Here is a 17,587-nt window from a genome sequence, read left to right on the forward strand (position 1 = left end):
CGTGCCGGTCGAGTTATCCGATATTCTCATTCGCCAAGCGCACGGGGACGATCTGCCGGCGCTTGTGGCGATGTTTGCCGCCGATGCTCTCGGCGGTCACGGCGATACGTCGGATGTCGAGGCTTTTGCCGATTATGCCAAGGCCTTCGCCGTCATTGAGGCTTCGCTGAACCAGACGCTTTATGTCGCAGAGCGCGGCGGCGAAGTCGTCGGCACGTTCCAGACGATGCTCACAACCTCGCTGACAGGCCGTGGTTCTTCGACGATGATCATCGAGGCGGTGCAGACGCGGGCCGACATGCGCGGGCAGGGCATCGGCACTGGAATGATCGAATTCGCCATATCAGAGGCAAAAGGCCGCGGCGTGCGGCTGGTACAGCTGACCTCGAATGCCATACGCAAGGATGCCCATCGTTTCTATGAAAGGCTTGGCTTCAAACCTTCGCATCTCGGCTTCAAGATGGCCTTGAAATGACCCTTGCCTCTCGTGGAATCGCTGGACAATTCGGCTTGGCGACGGCATAAGCGAGGAGCTAAATTCTGGTTTGGCCCGCACTGGCGGGCACAAGGAAAAGACATGCGGAATCTTCTGGTTCAAATCTTCACCTGGTGGAACAGTCAGACGATAGGCACGCGTTTTGCGACCTGGCGTTTTGGCAAGCGCGTCGGCGAGGATGAGTTCGGCAACGTCTATTATGAAGGCGGCATGTCTTCCTATGGCCTGCCGAAGCGCTGGGTGATCTACAAGGGTTATGCCGAAGCCTCCGCCATTCCGCCGGGCTGGCATGGTTGGATGCATCATCGCACCGATGTTCCGCCGTCCAAGGAAAACTACGTCGCCAAGGAATGGCAGAAGACGCATCGTCCGAACCTCACCGGTTCGCCGCAGGCTTACCGTCCGCCGGGCTCGCTCGCGGTTCCGGGCGAGCGGCCGCGTGTCACCGGCGATTACGACGCCTGGACGCCCGGCAACTGAGACGGCCCGACCGGGCGATCGCAAGCCCGGCTTTTGGCCACAATTGACCTTTACCCGCAGGTTGGCCGCGCTTGACAGCGGCAGTGAACCGAAAATGTCTGGAGACGGGTGCATATGAAGCTCTTCACGCGGTACATGGTCCTGCGTGGCGCCGGATCGCTGCTGGCGCTCTCGGCTCTGCTTCCACCGGTTGCGGCGCATGCCGCCCGCATTGACAATCCGGTTGCCGTCTTCTCCGGTCTCGACAAGATCACCGGCCGCATCACGACGTTCGATGTCTATGTCAATGAGACGGTACAGTTCGGCGCCCTGCAGGTGACGCCGAAGGCCTGCTATTCGCGCGACCAGGCGGAAGCGCAGAAGATCGACGGCTTTGTCGAAGTCGACGAAATCACCCTTGACCGCAAGATCCGCCGCATCTTCACCGGCTGGATGTTCGCCGACAGCCCCGGCCTCAACGCCGTCGAGCATCCGATCTACGACGTCTGGCTGAAGGACTGCAAGACAAGCTCGGACGTCCCGGAACCCGACAGCGCCAAGGCGCCGGCTCGCTGATTGATATCAGCTAGGCAGACGCCAAAAAAGCTTCACAATTTCGGCGCCGTCTCCTGGTTAAGCCGCGAGCCTATGCCGTGGGTGTCTTGTTTCGCGTGAAAAGACCTTTGGCAAACCGAAGCGCACCGCCAAGCACGATGACAATAAGGATACCGGCCTTTTTCAGAAAGGCGGCGGCAAGCGCCAGGAGCCCCACCTTTGCGGCGATCTTGGCGCCCGCACCCGCGGCGATCATGCCGGCCATTCCGTAGGCCGCGATCTTGTCGCCTTCGACGAAGTCGGTATAGGCCATTCCCTTGTCGAACTGCACGAGCGTCGTGACGGTCGGAATGACCTGCTCGATCTCCTTCAACTGGTTCAGGCCAGCCACGAAATCGAACTCGAATACGCCCTGGCGACCAAGAACGCGCATGGAGTAGTTAAGCGTATGCGGGGCTTGCGCATCATCACCGAACAGCAGATCGCGCGCCCAATGCATCGCATGCGCAGATTTGTCGTAATGCGGCGTCGAGGCCCAGCCGACAAGCGTGATCTTTCGAAAACCCTGCTTTTCGCGCTCGACGTTGTTTTCCCGAATGGAATCCTTGATGTTCTGCAGCAGTTCATCGTAATCGGTCGTGGCGGCATCGGCGTCTGAGACATAGCCGTCGGCGCTGTATTCGACAATGGAACCCCAGGCCGCGATATCGGTCGGCGCGTATTTCGCCGGGAAGATCATCCCCATCGTTCCCTCAGCCGCCTGCGGCGGATTTCCCCAGATATCGACCAGCACCTTCTTCGTATCTGCGGAATTGAGATAGTAGAAGCCTTCGGGCACGTTCAGCATTGCCTTTGCAGCAGGCAGCTTGATTGCACCCTGTTGAAAATCGAGCTTTTGCAGCAGTGGTTTTTCTGCGTCCGAAAAAGCCCTGGCAGGGAACATCTCCTGGTAAGGGCGCGCCCCGGCTTGACCCGTGAACAAGACGAAAAGGATTGCGGCCGCAAAATATCGTTTCAAAATGCTATCCCCCGTTGCATGGCCGAACCTATTCAATCGGCCCAAAAATCAACGCAAGGATGAAACGATCACATTTAAAACTTCAGGTGTGGCGATTCCATCGCGTTGGCAAGCAACAACGCATATTCGGTCTTCGGCACATCGATCGCTCCGAACGTCTTCAGGTGCTCGGTGGTAAATTGCGTATCGAGCAGCGTGAAGCCCTTTTCCCTCAGCCGGTCGACCAGGTGTACAAGGCAGATTTTCGAGGCGTCCGTCCGGCGTGAAAACATGCTTTCGCCGAAGAAGGCCGAGCCAAGCGAGACGCCGTAGAGGCCGCCGACCAGTTGATCGCCGTCCCAGGCTTCGACGGTATGGGCATGACCGATTTCGAACAGCGTGGAATAAAGCGATCGGATCGTCTGGTTGATCCAGGTGCTCGGGCGTCCCGATGTTTCCTCCGCGCAAGCCGCGATCACCTGGTCGAAATCGTGATCGAAGAGGATTTCGAAGGGTTTCCTGCGCACCGTTTTTGCGAGGCTTTTCGAGATATGGAAATCATCGAGCGGCAGAACGCCGCGCAATTCCGGTTCGACCCAGAAGATCTCCGGGTCATCGGCGGACTCGGCCATCGGAAAGAGGCCGATGGAATAGGCGCGCAGGAGGATGTCAGGGGTTATGCCTGGTGACTTCCTGCGCGATCCTGCCATTCCTGTCCTATGCCGCCGGCGTGTTGGCGAGGTAATGTTCCAGCCAGTGGATATCGTAGTCGCCGTTGGCGATATCCTGGTTGGAGACGAGATCCTGGAACAACGGCAGCGTCGTCTTGATGCCGTCGACGACGAATTCGTCGAGCGCGCGGCGCAGGCGCATCATGCATTCGACACGGGTGCGGCCGTGCACGATCAGCTTGCCGATCAAGCTGTCGTAATAGGGCGGAATCTTATAACCCTGATAGGCGCCGGAATCGATGCGCACGCCAAGGCCGCCCGGCGCATGGAAATGCGTGATCGTTCCGGGCGAGGGCACGAAGGTGCGCGCATCCTCGGCATTGATCCGGCATTCGATCGCATGGCCGGAAAAATGCACCTCGTCCTGCGTCACGGAAAGCCCGCCGCCGGAGGCGACGCGGATCTGCTCGTGCACCAGGTCGATGCCGGTGATCGCTTCGGTGATCGGATGTTCCACTTGCAGGCGGGTATTCATTTCGATGAAATAGAACTCGCCGTTCTCGTAGAGGAATTCGATCGTGCCGGCGCCGCGATATTTCAGCTTCTTCATGGCATCGGCGCAGATCTGGCCGATCTTCATGCGCTGCTCGACATTGAGCGCAGGCGAATTCGCTTCTTCCCAGACTTTCTGGTGGCGGCGCTGCAGCGAACAGTCGCGTTCGCCGAGATGAATGGCGTTGCCTTCACCGTCACCGAAGACCTGGATTTCGATGTGGCGCGGCTTGCCGAGGTATTTTTCCATATAGACGGCATCGTTGCCGAAGGCGGCTGCCGCCTCCGTGCGCGCCGTCGACCAGGCCTCGATCAGATCGGCCTCGCTCTTGGCGACCTTCATGCCGCGCCCACCGCCGCCGGCCGTTGCCTTTATCAGCACGGGATAGCCGATTTCGGCCGCTGTCCGCAGCGCATCCTCTTCGGTCTTCACTTCGCCATCCGAGCCAGGAACGACGGGAATGCCGAGTTCCAGCGCCGTCGTCTTGGCGGTGATCTTGTCGCCCATGATGCGGATGTGATCAGCCGTCGGCCCGATGAAGGTGATGCCATGCGCGTCGAGAATATCGGCGAACTTGGCATTCTCGGAGAGGAAGCCATAGCCCGGATGCACGGCGTCGGCGCCGGTGATCTCGCAGGCGGCGACGATCTGGTGGATATTGAGATAGCTCTCGCGCGAGGAGGGCGGACCGATGCAGACGCTTTCGTCGGCAAGGCGCACATGCATGGCATCGGCATCGGCGGTGGAATGCACCACGACGCAGGCAATGCCGAGCTCCTTGCAGGCCCGAAGCACGCGAAGGGCGATTTCCCCGCGATTGGCGATGAGGATTTTCGAAATCATGGGCTTGGGCCTATTCGATGACGACGAGGGCTTGGCCGTATTCGACGGGATGTCCGTCGTCGACGAGGATCTCGGTCACCTTGCCTGACTTCGGCGAAGGAATCTGGTTCATCGTCTTCATCGCTTCGATGATGATGAGCGTCTGCCCTTCCTTGACGGTGGCGCCGATTTCGATGAAGGGACGTGCGCCCGGAGCCGGCGCCATGTAGACGGTGCCGACCATCGGCGCATTGACGACATTCGCCGGGTTGCGGCCGGGTGCTGCGGCGGGCGCGGCAGCGGCGGCTGCGGGAGCGGCGGCTGCGGCCGGGGCGGCAAAGGCAGGTGCAGCAATCGGCGCCTGGACGTATTGCGGCGTGCCGCCGCGCGAAACGCGGATGCGCAAGTCGTCCTGCTCGACCTCGATCTCCGTCAGATCCGTCTCGTTGAGAATATTGGCGAGATCGCGGATCAGTGCCTGATCGATACCCGATTTCTTTTCAGCCATGGTGTTGCCCTGTCTTCTTCTTATGCCGTGATGTTCTTCAGCGCATGGAGCGCCAGGATGTAGCTGTGAGGCCCGAAGCCGCAGATCACGCCCTTGCATGCCGGCGCGATCATCGACTTGTGGCGAAATTCTTCCCGTGCATGGACGTTGGATATGTGGAGTTCGATGACGGGGATTGATATAGCGCGGATCGCGTCGTGCAGCGCGACTGACGTATGCGTATAGGCGCCTGCATTGATGGCGACGCCGGCAGCCTTTTCCTCGGCCTCGTGGAACCAGTCCACAAGCGTGCCTTCGTGGTTGCTCTGACGGAAGTCGATATCAAAGCCGAGTGCGCGCCCGGCTGCCTTGCAGTCTGCCTCGATGTCCTTGAGCGTCTTGCCGCCATAAATGCCGGGCTCTCGTTTACCCAGCATGTTCAGGTTTGGGCCGTTCAGGACAAAAATCGTTTGCGTCATCGAATGTTCCGTAAATGCACGACGGCAACCTATAGACTCCGCGAGGGCTGAATGAAAGCCCTTACGGGTTGGCCGACAGGAATCGCGCCACATTTGTCCACATGGCTGAAACGCTTCGATTCTGGCGATTTGATGAGCGGCCGGTCGGCTGCCTGATTCCTCAGCAGGCGGTCTTGCCGCAGCTGCGCATGTTCTTGACCTTGGCTTCGAGATCGTCGAGCCCGACGGCGCCCGGGACCAGCTCGTTGCCGATCACATAAGAGGGCGTGCCGCTGATGCCGAGGCTGGAGGCAAGCTGATAGGTCGCCTGAACGATCCCATCGTTCGGGCTCTTCGCCATCTCGGCGCGAATCTTGTCTTCGCTGACGCCGAGAGAGCCTGCGACAGCGATCGCACTGTCTTCCGAGGCACGGCCTTCGCTGCTGAGAAGGGCGACATGGAAATCGGCATATTTGGCAGGCGCCAGCCTGCGGAAGGCGTCGGCCACTTTGTGGGCGGCAACCGAATCCGGCCCGAGGATCGGGAATTCCTTGAGGACGAAGCGGACGTTCGTGTCCTTCTTCAGCATCGCCTGCATGTCGGGAAGCGCGTGGCGGCAGTAGGTGCAATTATAATCGAAGAATTCGACGACGGTCACATCGCCCTTGGGATTGCCGAGCGTGACGTCATCCTTTGAATTGAAGATGTTCGCGGTGTTCTCCTCGATCGCCATATTGGCCTTCACCAGCCGCGCGGCTTCCTGCTTCTTCTGCAGCGCGTCCTGGACGTCGAGCATGATCTCCGGGTTTTCGATCAGATATTGCTTGATGAATTCGCCGAACTCCTTCTTCTGCTGATCGTCGAGCGCTGCCGCCGGAAACGGGAGCGCGATCGATGCGGCGAGCGCCAGTGCGGTGAAGCTTTTTGAGAAGAAGGCCATGATATCCTCGTCATCGGCGATGTGGTCTTGGTCGAGAAAACCGTCGCCGGGTTATGGACTTGAACGCGTCGCGTCAAGGTACGGGGTGTCGAGTTCTGTTCAAACAGGAATTTTCATCCCTGCGCCGCCCTCGCGGGATTGTGATGAGCCGATTAATGCGGCAATTGTCTGGCCAATAGCGAAGAAGCCGAGCGAGAAGCGATCTTGTTTTCCATATCGAAACGCAGCGAAATCGAGCCTTTTCATGCCATGGACGTGTTGGCGGAGGCGACGAAGCGGCGGGCAGTCGGCCATCCCGTCATCTCGATGGCGGTCGGCCAGCCCTCGCATCCCGCGCCTCGATCTGCCCTCGAAGCGGCAAGCGCCGCCCTTGTCGAAGGCCGGATCGGTTATACGGATGCGCTGGGGACGGCGCGGCTGAAATCCGCACTGGCCTGGCACTACAGGGACCGTCACGGCTTGGAGATCGATCCCAAGCGCATCGCCATAACCACAGGCTCCTCGGCAGGGTTCAATCTCGCCTTCCTCACGCTTTTTGATGCCGGCGATGCCGTGGCGATCGCAAGACCGGGTTATCCCGCTTATCGCAACATTCTCGGCGCGCTGGGGCTGGAGGTTCTCGAAGTGCCGGTGACGGCCGAGACCCACTTCACCCTGACACCCGAGAGCCTCGAGGCGGCGCAGCAGCAAAGCGGCGTCAGGCTCAAAGGTGTGCTGCTTGCAAGCCCCGCCAACCCGACCGGCACGGTGACCGGCCGTGACGGGTTGAAGGCGCTTGCGGATTACTGCGCGGCCCAATCCATCGCCTTCATCTCCGATGAGATCTATCATGGGCTGACCTTCGCGGGGGAGGAGGCGAGCGCGCTCGAGCTGACGGACAAGGCGATCGTCATCAACTCCTTCTCCAAATATTACTGCATGACCGGCTGGCGAATCGGCTGGATGGTGCTGCCGGAACGGCTGGTGCGGCCGATCGAGCGGGTGGCGCAGAGCCTCTATATCTCGCCGCCCGAGCTCTCCCAGATCGCAGCGGTGGCTGCGCTTGGCGCAAGCGAAGAGCTCGATCATGTCAGGGCGAGCTATGCCGCAAATCGCGCGCTGCTGCTCGACCGCCTGCCCAGGATCGGCCTTGCGCCCGCTTCGCCGATGGACGGCGCCTTCTACGCCTATGTCGATGTCTCGCGCTTCACCAATGACAGCATGGGTTTTGCCAAACGCATGCTCGCGGAAATCAACGTCGCGACGACGCCGGGCCTGGATTTCGATCCGCTGGAGGGACACCGAACCCTGCGTCTCTCTTATGCGGGTTCGCAAGGAGAGATCGCCGAGGCGTTGGAGCGGATAGCAGTCTGGCTGAAGTAGGGCTGCGGGGGCAAGCGGCTGCTTGCCCACCTGCTCCTTAGATTAGCTGCGCGACGAAAACAGCGAGGCGAGGGTCGAGGCGGGCTTGTTGTTCAGCCGCGGCACCACCACGAGCTGCTTGATCTCGCCGCGTTTGTAGGCGGCCAGGAAGCGTTTGTAATCCTTGAAGGAAACGCAGCCGTTGGAATCACCGTTCTTGCCGAGCATGTAGGTGTGGGCAAGCAGGCCGACGCGGTCATAGATGGCATCCGAGCCTTCCACCGGTGTCAAGCGCAGCGCTTCGACACCGTGAAAGAGGGCCTCGCGCATCGTGAGGACATAGGTATGCGGCGGCGTCGGTCCGCGCATCTTCTTGTCCACGTAACGCGGATTGTCGCGCATCTTGCCGAGACCGGAATGAGCCTCCAGCCGTTCGCCGTTCGGCAGATAGACGGTGCTGTTTTCGATGTCGTAGATCGCGACACCTGCCCGCAGTTTTGGCGAGAAGACCGGCTTGTCGTAGCGCGGCACGGCATCGTCCTCATCGTCCTCGATCGGCGAGTTCGGCTGGGCATAGGCCAGGACAGGCCCGGCAGAGCGCTGTGCACCCTTGACGGCCGGCGCCGGTTTGCCCACGAGTCCGTCCGGACGCGCCATCGGCAACGGCACGGAACCTGCATCGGGCGACAGGACCAGATCGAAGGGTTGATCCTCCGCCGCTGCGACCTCCACCGGTGCGGATTCTGTTGCAGGAACCGAGGCGGTCCTGACATGAGAGGCGGCCGGCTCGATCGGGGCGGGCGCGATCTGCCGGGGGTCGGCATCAGCAAGCGCGAGCATTGCCTGGAGTTGGGCCGCGGCGACGGCCTCCTTTGACGGAACGATGATCCGGTTGCCGTCGTCTTCTTCAATCTCTGCCGAGGCGAGTTCGACCGGCGGCGGCGCGATCGCATCATCCTTGCGGAACTTGGCACTGTCGGAAATCGCGGCGACGACCGGTTGCTCGGCAGCCATGACGAGCCGATTGTTCTTCGTAAGAGCCGCCAATGCCGTTGCGGCAGCGGCCGTCTTTTCGGCGTGAGACTGGATGAGGCTTGCCGTCAGCGGCGTTTTCGGCTTCGCGTTGAAGGCGGTCAGCCGGTCACCCTTGCCGACATGGATCAACCTCTCAAGGCGAGTTGACGGCGCCGCCTTCGAGGCGGCCCGGATCTGTGCCAGGCTATCGGCTGGAGAAAAGGGCGCCGCGACCGAATGCATCGTTGCCAAGGTCGCGATCAGCCATGTTGAGGTTAAAAGCCCGGCGCCGATGACACCGTAAAGAAAACCGCGAGATCTGTGCGAACGCAAAGCAGATCCGCCAAGAGGGGCGACGTGATCCAACGTCCCTACCGCAAACGCCATACTACACTCGTCTTTCAAACTCGCTACGCAGGCCGGCGGCACTGACTGACTAAAACTTCGCCGGGCCGGTAAGGGCGCAAAGGGGCCGAATTTAGGCCGCTTGCGACTTCCGACTGTTTCGCGAGGATGACGAATTATGGTTTCTAATTTGTTTACGCGATATCGCTGTTTCTTGGGATGTCTCAAAAAGAGATGCCTGCCGGCGTCTCAGGTGCGTTCCATCACATAACTTCCCGGTGCTTCTTCGATCGCGTTCAGCGCATCGCCGCCGGGTTTGCGGGCCGCAACGCGTCTGCCGTCCTGCGTCTCGATCCAGGTCTGCCAATGCGGCCACCACGACCCCGCCGTCTCGGTGGCCCGCTCGAGCCAGGTCTCGTAGTCGCCCTTGGCCGGGCCACCCGTCCAGAACTGGTATTTCTTCTTGTCGGGCGGGTTGACGACGCCAGCGATATGTCCCGAGCCGGTGACGACGAATTCCACCTTGCCGCCGAAGAACTGACTGCCGAGGAAGACCGATTTTGCAGGCGCGATGTGGTCTTCGCGCGTGGCGAGATTATAGATCGGGATCTTCACATCCTTTAGCGATACGCGCTTGCCGTCGAGGATCATCTCGTTCTGCGTCAACGCATTGCGGAGATAGCAGTTTCGCAGGTAGAAGGCGTGGTTTGCTGCCGCCATGCGGGTCGAATCGGCGTTCCAGAACAACAGGTCGAAGGGCAGGGGCTCCTGACCCTTGAGGTAGCTGTTGACGAAATAAGGCCAGATCAGCTCGGAAGCGCGCAGCATGTTGAAGGCCATCGACATCTTCGTGCCGTCGAGATAGCCGGCCGCCTTCATATGCTCTTCGAGCGCGGCAAGCTGCTCCTCGTCGACGAAGACCTTGAGATCGCCGGCATGGGTGAAATCAACCTGCGTTGTGAAGAGCGTGGCGGTCTTGATGCGCCGGTTTTTCTCCTTGGCGTGCAGCGCCAGTGTCGCCGCTAGCAGCGTGCCGCCGACGCAGTAGCCGACGGCGTTGACGTCCTTCTCGCCGGTCGCCTTCTCGATCGTATCGAGCGCGAAATCGACGCCCTCGCGGGCATAGGCGCCCCAGTCCTTCTCGGCGTGACGCGCATCCGGGTTGACCCAGGATATGACGAAGACGGTCTGGCCCTGGTCCACGCACCATTTGATGAAGGATTTCTGCGGGTTGAGATCAAGAATATAGAACTTGTTGATCCAGGGCGGGCAGATCAGCAGCGGCCGCTTCAGAACTGTTTCGGTCGAGGCTTCGTACTGGATGATCTGGCAGATATCGTTCTGGGCGATGACTTTGCCCGGTGTCAGCGCCATGTCGCGGCCGACAGCGAATTTTGTCATGTCGGTCTGTCGAAGGCGAAGCTCGCCGTTGCCCGCAGCGATGTCCTCGGCGAGCATCTTCATGCCGCGCACCAGGTTTTCGCCGTTGCTTGCGATCGTCTCGCGGTAAAGCTGCGGGTTGGTAGCGATGAAGTTGCTCGGCGAAAGGGCTGCCGTGATCTGCTTCACGTAGAATCCAGCCTTGTGCTTGGTATGCTCGTCGAGGCCGTCGGTCTCCGACACTAGCTTGTCCACCCAGTCGCTCGTGACGAAATAGACCTGGCGGAGGAAATCGAAGAACGGATTTTTCTGCCAATCCTCGTCCGAAAAGCGCTTGTCCTTGCGGGTGTCGGGCTCGGGCGGCAGGGGTTCGCCCTGCACGCGCTGCATCGAGCGCATCCAGATGCCGAAGAACGAGGACATCAGCTGGGTCTGCGCCTCGAAGGTGCGACGGGGATCGGAAATCCAGTATTCGCTGACCTTGGAAAGCGTTTTGACCATGTCGGTCATCGGATCGATGGCGGTTTCGTTAATCTCGCCGCGTTCGCGCGGCGCAAGCCAGGCCGAGGCGGCCTGGCCGAGATTTTCGAGCGCCCGGGCGAAATTCATCGCCATGGTCTCGGGATCCTTCAACAGATAGGGTTCGAGATCGGTCGCGTCGAAACCGGTCTTGTCGCCATTCTTCTGGCCGCCACTCTCCTGCTTGCTGTCGGTCACCATTTCCTCCGGCGGCAGCACTCTTTTTATCCGTTTGTTGTACATCGTGACCGAACGAGAAAACAAGTTCCACCCGCATCGGCTCGTGCTATTGCTTTGTGGCTGCGACAAATTTAACAGTCGAAGCAATCAGAACTGGATTTTGAGGCATGATCGAGAACGACATTCGGCGCATCGCAACCTTCAACCGCACCGCATTGATCTGCGCCGCGGCGGCGATGACCCTTGCCGGATGCAATCTGACGGCGGAGGAAAAAGCCGCCGCCGCCGCCAAGCGAGCGGCGCCGACCGCCGTCGTCATGCCGGCAACCAAGGGCGAGGCGGTTGAAGGCGGTCTGATGAAATCACCGGACGGCTATCCGAATTTCGGCGCGCCGCTGACGGCCGCCAATGTCCAGATGAGCGACGAGCAGGCGGCCGAACTGCAGCATCAGTTGACCGCGCTTGCAGCCCGGCGCAAGGCGGGCACGATCTCGGAAGCCGAATATCAGGCCAAGGTCACCGAAATGCGCCGCCTTGCCGCCGAGCACGGTGCGCAGACGCTCTCTGAAATCTCCAAATAAGCCTTGCCTTTCAGGCAAATTGGACGCAAAGCCTTCCGGATGGATCGGAAGATGCGATTTTGCCGATAATGCGTGGTTGTGCGGCCTTTCCGTCAAAGATTTGCCGCTTGGCTTGGGTCTGATGAATACGGCGCTGCGATTGTGAAGTTCGTGTCGCAGCCGCCGGAAGACGGAACGAACTTCGACCGCGGCCCGAAATGCCGCCTTTCCATGGGGAATGAAATGGAAGAGTTTCACAAAGTCCGGCGTTTGCCGCCTTATGTTTTCGAACAGGTCAACCGTTTGAAAGCAAGCGCGCGAGCGGGCGGCGCCGATATCATCGATCTCGGCATGGGAAACCCTGACCTTCCGACTCCCCAGGCGATCGTCGACAAGCTGTGCGAGGTCGTGCAGGACCCGCGCACGCACCGTTATTCGTCCTCCAAGGGCATTCCGGGCCTGCGCCGCGCCCAGGCCGCCTATTACGCCCGCCGTTTCGGCGTCAAGCTCAACCCGGATACGCAGGTGGTCGCCACCCTGGGCTCCAAGGAAGGCTTCGCCAACATGGCGCAGGCGATCACCGCTCCCGGCGACGTGATTCTCTGCCCGAACCCCACCTATCCGATCCACGCCTTCGGCTTCCTGATGGCCGGCGGCGTGATCCGCTCGATGTCGGTGGAGCCGGACGAGACTTTCTTCCCGCCGCTCGAGCGCGCGGTCCGCCATTCGATCCCGAAGCCTTTGGCGCTGATCCTCAACTATCCCTCGAACCCGACGGCCTTTGTCGCGACGCTCGATTTCTACAAGGACGTCGTCGCCTTCGCCAAGAAGCACGACATCATCGTGCTCTCCGACCTCGCCTATTCGGAGATCTACTTCGACGGCGCTCCGCCGCCGTCGGTTCTCGAAGTGCCGGGCGCAATGGATGTGACGGTCGAGTTCACGTCAATGTCGAAGACCTTTTCCATGCCTGGCTGGCGCATGGGCTTTGCCGTCGGCAACGAGCGGCTGATCGCTGCACTCACCCGCGTCAAGTCCTACCTCGATTACGGCGCCTTCACGCCGATCCAGGTGGCGGCGACGCATGCCCTGAACGGCGACGGCTCCGACATTGCCGAAGTGCGCAATGTCTATAAGCGCCGCCGCGACGTCATGGTCGAAAGCTTCGGTAAATCGGGCTTCGAAGTGCCGCCGCCGGCAGCCACCATGTTCGCCTGGGCGAAAATCCCGGAAAAGTTCCGTCATCTCGGTTCGCTGGAGTTTTCCAAGCTGCTGGTCGAGAAGGCGGACGTCGCCGTTGCTCCGGGCATCGGCTTCGGCGAGATGGGCGACGACTATGTCCGTCTGGCGCTTGTCGAGAATGAACACCGCATCCGTCAGGCTGCGCGCAACATCAAGAAGTTCATGTCGACGGCAGACGAGACGATGCATAACGTCATCTCGCTTAACGCCCACCGTTAATTCCAACTCTTGGGCAGCCGCGTTCGGCGGCTGCCGCCACACAGACATTTCAGGATCGATCCATGGCAGATGCCCTCAAAATCGGCATTGCGGGCTTAGGCACCGTTGGCGCCTCGCTTGTCCGCATCATTCAGCAGAAGAGCAACGAGCTTGCCGTCACCTGCGGACGTCCGATTACGATCACCGCGGTTTCCGCGCGCGACAAAACGCGGGACCGGGGCGTTGATCTTTCTGCCGTCACCTGGTTCGATCGGCCCGAGGATCTGGCCGAAAAGGGTGATATCGACGTCTTCGTCGAGCTGATGGGCGGCGCCGAAGGGGCTGCCAACGTCTCGGTGCGTGCCGCACTTCAGCGTGGTCTCCATGTGGTGACAGCCAACAAGGCGCTGCTCGCCTATCACGGCGTCGAGCTTGCGACGATCGCGGAAGAGAAGGGCTCGCTGTTGAATTTCGAGGCGGCGGTCGCCGGCGGCATCCCTGTCATCAAGGCGCTGCGCGAATCGCTGACGGGCAACGCCGTCTCGCGCATCTATGGCATCATGAACGGCACCTGCAATTACATCCTGACCAAGATGGAGAAGGAGGGGCTTTCCTTCGCCGAATGCCTCAAGGAAGCGCAGCGGCTGGGTTATGCCGAAGCCGATCCCGCCTTCGATATCGAGGGCAACGATACCGCCCACAAGCTCGCCATCCTGACGACGCTTGCCTTCGGCAATCGCATTGCGGCCGACGACATCTATCTCGAAGGCATCACCAATATCTCGATCGAGGACATCCACGCCGCCGCCGAACTCGGTTACCGCATCAAGCTGCTCGGCGTTGCCCAGCGCACCGAGACCGGCATCGAACAGCGTGTACACCCGACCATGGTCCCGGTCGATTCTGTCATCGCCCAAGTCGACGGCGTTACCAATGCGGTTGCAATTGAGTCCGACGTCCTCGGCGAACTGCTGATGGTCGGTCCAGGCGCCGGCGGCAATGCGACGGCCTCGTCCGTGCTTGGCGATATCGCCGATATAGCCAAGAGCCAGCCGGGCGCTCAGCGCGTGCCGGTGCTCGGCCATCCCGCAAAGGCGCTGGAGCCTTACCGCAAGGCGCAGATGCAGAGCCACGAGGGCGGATATTTTATCCGCCTGACTGTGCTCGACCGCACCGGCGTCTTTGCAAGCGTCGCCACCCGCATGGCGGAAAACCACATCTCGCTCGAATCGATCGTCCAGCGCTCTACGCAGCACCTGGCCCCATCGCATCACCAGACGATCATTCTCGTCACCCATGCGACGATGGAAGAGTCGGTGCGCAAGGCGGTCGCCTCGATAAAGTCGGAAGGCTATCTCTTCGGCGAGCCGCAGGTGATTCGCATCGAACGGCCGAAAGAAGAAGCTTAAGCATCTTTCGTCTGAGAGTATGAGCCCGCTCTGTCTCTGGCAGGGCGGCTTTTTCTGTTAATCGTTCAGCCTCCCTGCGGAAGTCTATATTACCAAATGCCGAAATATTGATATAAATAAAACCACAGATGGTGAGTCGCCGGCGTGGAGTATTTCATGAGCAAGGACAGCCACGCCGGAAAGGAGCATGGCAGCCCGAGCAAGGTGCCGCCAGCCCGCCCTGATATGTTTGCAGACATCCTCAAGCCGATGCGTCCTGACATGAGGGACGACAGCCATGACGAGGCCCTTGACGATGAACACACGGAAGGCCGCAACTGGGCCATTCTGCTGACGCTGTTTTCGGTCTTGTTGGTGCAGATCGGTGGCATCGCCGTGATCATCTGGCTGATCTTCTGGTAAAAATGCGTGTCTGCAAATCCGTCGCTATGTTATCTCCGCTGCTCCTGTAGAAAGAACAGATGAAGTCAGCGGAGTTTGGAATGGCAGATCTCGTCGATCCGGTACAGCGCGCGTTTCTTGGCGTGGAGAAATCCGCACTCGACAATCGCTGGGTTGCAAGACTCGACCAGGCCGGCCAGAACCGGGCGCTCGCCATGGCGCAGGTTCACGGGCTGCCGGATCTGATCGCCCGGGTTCTCGCAGGACGCGGCGTCCCGGTTGACGAAGCGATCGAATTCCTCGATCCAACAATCCGCGGCCTGATGCCCGATCCCCACACACTGACCGATTGCGAGAAGGCGGCAACCCGCCTCGTGCGTGCGATCGAGCGCGGCGAGAGCGTGGCGATTTTCGGCGATTATGATGTCGACGGGGCGGCCTCCTCGGCGCTGATGTTCCGCTTTCTCAGCCATTTCGGGGTCAAGGCGAACATCTACATTCCCGACCGCATCTTTGAAGGTTATGGCCCCAATCCGGCGGCGATCAACCAGCTGATCGACAATGGCGCCCGGCTGATCGTCACCGTCGATTGCGGCTCCACCAGTCACGACGCGCTTGCGGCGGCTGCTGCGCGCAATATCGATGTCGTCGTCATCGATCACCACCAGGTGACACATGAGCTGCCGCCCTGCCATGCACTCGTCAATCCCAATCGCGAGGACGATCTGTCGGGGCAGGGGCATCTTTGCGCGGCCGGCGTCGTCTTCATGGTGCTGGTCGCGACATTGCGGCTGCTGCGCGCGGCCGGCAACAAACACATCCTGGCGCTCGACCTGCTGCAATGGCTTGACATCGTGGCGCTTGCGACGGTCTGTGATGTCGTGCCGCTGAAGGGGCTCAATCGCGCCTATGTGGTCAAGGGGCTGGTTGCTGCCCGGCACCAGAGCAATGCCGGGCTTGCCGCACTCTTCCGCAAGGCGGGGCTCGCAGGCCCGGTGACGCCTTATCATTTCGGCTTTCTGATCGGCCCGCGCATCAATGCCGGTGGACGGATTGGTGACGCCGCACTCGGAAGCCGCCTGCTGACGCTCGATGATGCCGGCGAGGCGGAGGTGATCGCGCAGCGCCTCGACGAGCTCAACCGTGAACGCCAGGCGATGGAGGCGATGATGCTGCAGGAGGCGGAAGCCGAGGCGCTTGCCGAATACGGCGACGGCGAGGGCGCCTCCGTCATCGTCACCGCCCACGAGAAGTGGCATCCAGGCATCGTCGGGCTGATCGCCGCGCGGCTGAAGGAGAAATTCAAACGGCCCGCCTTCGCGATCGCTTTCGATCCCTCCGGCCGCGGCACCGGCTCAGGCCGCTCCATCAATGGCTTCGACATGGGCAGGATGGTGCGGGCTGCGGTCGAGGAGGGCATCCTGGTCAAGGGCGGCGGCCATGCCATGGCGGCGGGGCTGACGGTCGAGCGCGCCGATCTCGGCAGGTTGAGAACCTTCTTTACCGAGAAGGCCGCACGGACAGTGGCGAGCCTCGTCGCCAACGAGACATTGAAGATCGATGGCGCAATCGGCGCAAGCGGCGCCACGCTTGAACTCATTGACCGCCTGGAAGCCGCCGGCCCTTATGGCTCCGGCCACGCCCAGCCGCTTTTTGCGGTACCGGCGCATCGGGTACGAGACACGCGCCTGGTCGGCGAGAAACATGTGAAGGTGACGCTGGAGGCGATGGACGGGTCGCGGCTCGATGGAATCGCCTTCCGCGCCGCCGATACCGGCCTCGGCAATCTTCTCATCAATTCACGCGGCGCCAGCCTCCATGTCGCAGGCTGGCTCGGCGCCGAACATTATCAAGGCGCGCGCCGCATCCAGCTGCGCGTCTGCGACGCAGCGCCAGCGAGATAGCACGCTTGCGAAAGCCGCCGTCGGATGAACGAATATAAGGAAGTAAAGTGGCACGCCCTAGGGGAGTCGAACCCCTCTTCCCAGAATGAAAATCTGGTGTCCTAACCGATAGACGAAGGGCGCTTCCTTCGTGGTGGCGCCCTTATAGTCAGCACCTTCGAAAGCCGCAAGCGCCAAGGCGCGAAAAAATCACAGTTTTTGCCGATTTTTTTTAGCTGTGGAAAACATGGCGCTACGGGGCGGCGGATGGCTGGAAATATCGAACCGACGGGTGGTTGGCGGCATCATAAGCTCGATGGTACGCCCTAGGGGAGTCGAACCCCTCTTTACAGAATGAGAATCTGTCGTCCTAACCGATAGACGAAGGGCGCAGGCCAGCCTCGTTAAAATAGGCGTACGCGCCGGCTTCTGCAAGCGGATGTGATGGCTTCTATATGGAGGGAAAGTGGCACGCCCTAGGGGAGTCGAACCCCTCTTCCCAGAATGAAAATCTGGTGTCCTAACCGATAGACGAAGGGCGCTTCCTTCGTGGTGGCGCCCTTATAGTCAGCACCTTCGAAAGCCGCAAGCGGCAAATGCGATTTTTTTCAAAAAAATGACAGATATTCCGACGGCCGTGGTATTTCAGATTACTGCTGCCGAATCAAAGGCTTGTACGGCCTCCCAGAAGCAGATG

General features: G+C 60.6%; 17 protein-coding genes and 3 tRNA genes. 9 read left to right on the forward strand and 11 right to left on the reverse strand.

What is annotated here, in order from left to right:
* Position 1: 1 nt before the first annotated feature.
* The 3 genes from Tal182_RS10330 (at position 2) to Tal182_RS10340 (ending at position 1,531) form a co-directional block, all read left to right on the forward strand.
* Positions 2–475 (forward strand): GNAT family N-acetyltransferase, encoded by a 474-nt coding sequence (locus Tal182_RS10330; RefSeq protein WP_085859369.1) that lies wholly within the window; start codon positions 2–4, stop codon positions 473–475.
* A 102-nt stretch (positions 476–577) separates the two neighbouring features.
* Positions 578–976 carry an NADH:ubiquinone oxidoreductase subunit NDUFA12 gene (locus Tal182_RS10335; protein ID WP_064810220.1) on the forward strand — a complete coding sequence of 133 codons (399 nt, stop codon included), beginning with the start codon at positions 578–580 and terminating at the stop codon, positions 974–976.
* Between the two features lie 114 nt (positions 977–1,090).
* Positions 1,091–1,531, forward strand: coding sequence for a DUF2155 domain-containing protein (locus Tal182_RS10340; protein ID WP_064802201.1), 441 nt, complete (start codon positions 1,091–1,093; stop codon positions 1,529–1,531).
* A gap of 70 nt (positions 1,532–1,601) precedes the next feature.
* Here Tal182_RS10340 and Tal182_RS10345 read toward each other — a convergent pair whose 3' ends face one another.
* The 6 genes from Tal182_RS10345 to Tal182_RS10370 form a co-directional block, all read right to left on the reverse strand.
* Positions 1,602–2,528 carry a DUF2167 domain-containing protein gene (locus tag Tal182_RS10345; protein ID WP_085859370.1) on the reverse strand — a complete coding sequence of 309 codons (927 nt, stop codon included), beginning with the start codon at positions 2,526–2,528 and terminating at the stop codon, positions 1,602–1,604.
* A gap of 74 nt (positions 2,529–2,602) precedes the next feature.
* Positions 2,603–3,217, reverse strand: coding sequence for a leucyl/phenylalanyl-tRNA--protein transferase (gene aat, locus Tal182_RS10350; RefSeq protein ID WP_085859371.1), 615 nt, complete (start codon positions 3,215–3,217; stop codon positions 2,603–2,605).
* Between the two features lie 7 nt (positions 3,218–3,224).
* Complete coding sequence (gene accC / locus Tal182_RS10355; protein ID WP_064802207.1) at positions 3,225–4,574, reverse strand: acetyl-CoA carboxylase biotin carboxylase subunit; 1,350 nt, start codon at positions 4,572–4,574, stop codon at positions 3,225–3,227.
* Between the two features lie 10 nt (positions 4,575–4,584).
* Positions 4,585–5,061, reverse strand: a complete 477-nt coding sequence (gene accB / locus Tal182_RS10360; RefSeq protein WP_064802208.1) for an acetyl-CoA carboxylase biotin carboxyl carrier protein — start codon at positions 5,059–5,061, stop codon at positions 4,585–4,587.
* Positions 5,062–5,081: 20 nt separating this feature from the next.
* Positions 5,082–5,519: a type II 3-dehydroquinate dehydratase gene (gene aroQ, locus Tal182_RS10365; protein ID WP_085859372.1), complete on the reverse strand. Its 438-nt coding sequence runs from the start codon at positions 5,517–5,519 to the stop codon at positions 5,082–5,084.
* Between the two features lie 160 nt (positions 5,520–5,679).
* Entirely contained in the window at positions 5,680–6,438 is a 759-nt protein-coding gene (locus tag Tal182_RS10370) for a DsbA family protein (protein WP_064802212.1), read from the reverse strand.
* A 204-nt stretch (positions 6,439–6,642) separates the two neighbouring features.
* Between Tal182_RS10370 and Tal182_RS10375 the strand changes: the two genes are divergently transcribed.
* Positions 6,643–7,800: an aminotransferase class I/II-fold pyridoxal phosphate-dependent enzyme gene (locus Tal182_RS10375; protein WP_085859373.1), complete on the forward strand. Its 1,158-nt coding sequence runs from the start codon at positions 6,643–6,645 to the stop codon at positions 7,798–7,800.
* Between the two features lie 42 nt (positions 7,801–7,842).
* Here the strand turns inward: Tal182_RS10375 and Tal182_RS10380 are convergent, their stop codons facing one another.
* Together Tal182_RS10380 and phaC are read right to left on the reverse strand one after the other, a co-directional pair.
* Entirely contained in the window at positions 7,843–9,180 is a 1,338-nt protein-coding gene (locus tag Tal182_RS10380; protein ID WP_085859374.1) for a DUF2778 domain-containing protein, read from the reverse strand.
* Positions 9,181–9,387: 207 nt separating this feature from the next.
* Positions 9,388–11,238 (reverse strand): class I poly(R)-hydroxyalkanoic acid synthase, encoded by a 1,851-nt coding sequence (phaC, locus tag Tal182_RS10385; RefSeq protein ID WP_245344854.1) that lies wholly within the window; start codon positions 11,236–11,238, stop codon positions 9,388–9,390.
* A gap of 146 nt (positions 11,239–11,384) precedes the next feature.
* On the opposite strand from phaC, the gene Tal182_RS10390 reads away from it, so the two are divergent.
* The 5 genes from Tal182_RS10390 to recJ all read left to right on the forward strand — a co-directional run bounded on the left by Tal182_RS10390 (position 11,385) and on the right by recJ (position 16,911).
* A complete protein-coding gene (locus Tal182_RS10390) occupies positions 11,385–11,798 on the forward strand; it encodes a hypothetical protein (protein WP_064802219.1) in 414 nt (137 codons plus the stop codon).
* A gap of 222 nt (positions 11,799–12,020) precedes the next feature.
* Positions 12,021–13,238 (forward strand): LL-diaminopimelate aminotransferase, encoded by a 1,218-nt coding sequence (locus Tal182_RS10395; protein WP_064802220.1) that lies wholly within the window; start codon positions 12,021–12,023, stop codon positions 13,236–13,238.
* A 62-nt stretch (positions 13,239–13,300) separates the two neighbouring features.
* Positions 13,301–14,626, forward strand: a complete 1,326-nt coding sequence (locus Tal182_RS10400; RefSeq protein ID WP_064810226.1) for a homoserine dehydrogenase — start codon at positions 13,301–13,303, stop codon at positions 14,624–14,626.
* 156 nt (positions 14,627–14,782) lie between these two features.
* On the forward strand, positions 14,783–15,028 hold the full coding sequence (locus Tal182_RS10405; RefSeq protein ID WP_085859376.1) for a hypothetical protein: 246 nt from the start codon (positions 14,783–14,785) through the stop codon (positions 15,026–15,028).
* A gap of 80 nt (positions 15,029–15,108) precedes the next feature.
* The gene (recJ, locus tag Tal182_RS10410) at positions 15,109–16,911 is read left to right on the forward strand and encodes a single-stranded-DNA-specific exonuclease RecJ (RefSeq protein WP_085859377.1); all 1,803 of its coding nucleotides are present in this window, start codon (positions 15,109–15,111) and stop codon (positions 16,909–16,911) included.
* Positions 16,912–16,959: 48 nt separating this feature from the next.
* Here the strand turns inward: recJ and Tal182_RS10415 are convergent.
* The 3 genes from Tal182_RS10415 to Tal182_RS10425 all read right to left on the reverse strand — a co-directional run bounded on the left by Tal182_RS10415 (position 16,960) and on the right by Tal182_RS10425 (position 17,432).
* Positions 16,960–17,034: transfer RNA gene (locus Tal182_RS10415), tRNA-Glu, on the reverse strand.
* A gap of 173 nt (positions 17,035–17,207) precedes the next feature.
* Positions 17,208–17,282 (reverse strand) — tRNA-Glu (locus Tal182_RS10420).
* 75 nt (positions 17,283–17,357) lie between these two features.
* A tRNA-Glu gene (locus Tal182_RS10425) sits at positions 17,358–17,432 on the reverse strand.
* Between the last annotated feature and the right edge of the window lie 155 nt (positions 17,433–17,587).

Origin of the sequence: Rhizobium sp. TAL182 (genome assembly GCF_002117725.1) — a bacterium.
GTDB classification, from domain to species: Bacteria; Pseudomonadota; Alphaproteobacteria; order Rhizobiales; family Rhizobiaceae; genus Rhizobium; species Rhizobium esperanzae.